Annotated in this window: 2 protein-coding genes and 1 pseudogene; all 3 read right to left on the bottom strand. The window is 65.4% G+C overall.

Annotation, left to right across the window (positions count from 1 at the left end; all coding sequences use genetic code 11):
- Positions 1-739: DegT/DnrJ/EryC1/StrS family aminotransferase (locus U9980_RS27880; RefSeq protein WP_322770653.1), on the bottom strand; the 739-nt coding region annotated here is incomplete at its 3' end.
- Positions 740-769: 30 nt separating this feature from the next.
- The gene (locus U9980_RS27875) at positions 770-1,498 is read right to left on the bottom strand and encodes a hypothetical protein (RefSeq protein ID WP_322770652.1); all 729 of its coding nucleotides are present in this window, start codon (positions 1,496-1,498) and stop codon (positions 770-772) included.
- A 56-nt stretch (positions 1,499-1,554) separates the two neighbouring features.
- Positions 1,555-2,605: pseudogene (locus tag U9980_RS27870) on the bottom strand (radical SAM protein); the annotation flags it as partial.

The following is a 2,605-nucleotide window of genomic DNA, read 5'->3' as shown; positions in this document are numbered from 1 at the left end:
GGCCCATACCGGTGAATGCGAACGGGTAGTAGTCGGCCGCCGGATCGATTTCGGTTTTACACCGTTTGTTGTAGTGGCCGAAGAGCAGCGCCAGGTCCCGGAATCGCAGCTGCGACATGGTCAGGACACCGCCCTCACCGGTGGTGATTGCCTTCTGGTTCGTGGAGTAGACGGCCATGTCTGCCAGGCTGCCGACATGGCGCCCGGCGCAGGAGGCGAAGTGGGCGTGCGAGCAGTCCTCCAACAGGAGTAGCCCGTGCTCGTGACAGAACTCGGCGATCTCCTCCATGCCGCAGGGGTTTCCCCACATGTGGGTGACGATGACCGCGCGAACGTTTGGTTGCAACCGGTCGGCGAGAGTGTCGGCGGTGACGTTGCCGTACTCGTCGGCGTCCGCGAAGACTACTTCGACGCCCTCGAAGGCAAACGGTGAGGCAGTGGCCGGGAACGTGTAGGCGGGCGCGAGGATGGCATCCCCGGGTCGTAATCCTGCGATGCGGCTCATCGCGTGGATCGCGGACGTACCGGTGGCGAAAGACACCGCGTAGGGGGCGTCGACGAACGTGGCGAACGCCCTCTCAAACTCCCCGATGATCCCGGTTGAGTCGCGGTCGGACAGGGAACGTTCGGTCTGGGCGAGTATCGCCTGCCTGAGACTGTCGTTGATGATCGGCCACTGGTAGTGCGGGCCGGGAAGCTCCAGGGTCTTCGGTCCGCCGTGGGCGGCGAGGGCTGCCATCGGAAGGAAACCTCCAAGGCTTGATGTGGCTTACGGGGTGGGACTGGCAGGATGGTGTGTCTCCGGGACGCGAAGGCCTGCAACGAGCGGCCCGAGGATTGACAGGCAGTCCTCGATGGTCGCGTCTACTTGGAGTGGGACGGTGGACCAGCCGCGTTGCTCGGCGAAGGTCCGCAGGATGTCGAGGCCGCGTTGCTGGTACTCGATGAAGGTGGCCCGGCCCAGCGCGGAGTATCCGGCGTGCATGCCGAGTTCAGCGAGCCGGAATGCGGCGCCGCGGCGGTCGTAGAGGGCACCGACGTCGGCGGTCAGCAACACCACGGCGTCGGGCATCCGTACCCGCCGGAAGATTACATTGAGGTCTTGTTCGGTGTAGCCCTGCAGCAGCAGCTTGGAAAAGAACTTGTATACCCAGCCGTCGACGATGACGTTGTAGCCGGCGGCCAGCAGCGGCCCGAGGACGGTACTGGCGTGTGCGGTGAACCAAGCGGACTGGACAGCGACCCAGAATGCGTCGGGCAGGTCCGGGGCATCACCGCTGTGCCACAGCACCGTCGCTAACTGTTCCATGAGCGTGGCGGAGTAGTCTGAGGTGGCCGAGACCTGGCGGCGGCTGACGAAGACGAGCGGTCGACTGTCGCCGCTGGAGGCGTCCAGATTGGCGACCGCAGTGACGTAGTCGACCGACCCGAGTCGGGCGGCAAGCGTTGACTTGCCAACGCCGTCTGGGCCCTCCAGGGCGATAAACGTTCCGGCCACCGTGCTCCCTCCATCGTTGCGCTCGGTCACACCGCTGTCGGTCGGAGTCGACGTCGTCAGGTGCCGCACGGATCCACCGCATTGATCAGCCGCCAGCCCTGCGCCTTTTCCCACCGGCGATGTTCGCGCAGGACCAGCGCGGCCGCGTCGACGTGAAGGCCTGGCACAAGCCTGTTGATTGTGGCGGTCAAGACCTCGGCGAGGCGGCCGAACTGGTGGTCCATTGCCGCGCGTAGCGCGCCGTCGAAGTATTCGACGGCGCGGTTGGACGCCGGCAATGCCTGGGCGATGAGGACGACCATCTGGGTCAGGAGCGCGAACGCGGCGTCCTTGATGACCAACCGGGCGGCATGCACGAGGTGACGAGGTGCACCATCAAGGATCTTCTCCAGACTCTTCAGCGTGTAGTCGAGGGCGAAGTTGCGGTCGACCCACAGTTGGGCATGGTAAGAACAGCGGCCGATGCGCCAATCGGCGAACTCCGCGTCGACCCGCCCCATCGAAGGGCGGACAGCGCCGGCGAGACCAGCCGCCTGAACTTTACGCGTATAGGCGGCGCCGATCAGGCATTCCATCGACACGAGCAGGTAAGAGATACCGGTATAGAACGGCTGGCCGGCGCTGTGGGCGGCCACGAACTGCTCGTCGCGGACACCGTCGACGATCTCCTCCACGGTTAGCTGCGGCAGGGGCCGAAGTAGCAGGTCGGTACGGGCCTGGAAAGCGTGGGTGGCTTCCAGCTCGCCGAGATCCATAAGCTGGTCGAAGGTGATGTAGGTGAACCGAGTGGGTACGCCCAATGCCGAGAGTGTGCGGATGGCCAGGACATTCTGCGCGGCGGTCGTCTCCTTGTTGAACCGGTCCAGAACCGAGGTCACCCCCGATTCGACGCCGAACAGCATCCGCCGCAGCCCGTGGGCCACAAGCTGACGCCACATACGCCCCCGCTCGATATGCCAGGACCGACCGTGCGCCGGGTCGACTACCTGGTCGACGCGGCAGGAGGACTCCCACCCGAAACCGGCCGTGTGCAAAGTCCTGGCGAGGGCCAACGCCCGTGGTAACGCATCCGGGCCGGAGCCGACGGCCTCCTCGTCGACCAGGTAC

The sequence above is a fragment of the Protofrankia sp. Cr1 genome, from assembly GCF_963555865.1.
Taxonomy (GTDB): domain Bacteria; phylum Actinomycetota; class Actinomycetes; order Frankiales; family Frankiaceae; genus Protofrankia.
Note: the sequence above shows the minus strand (reverse complement) of the source record. Positions and strands in the feature narration are given on the sequence as shown.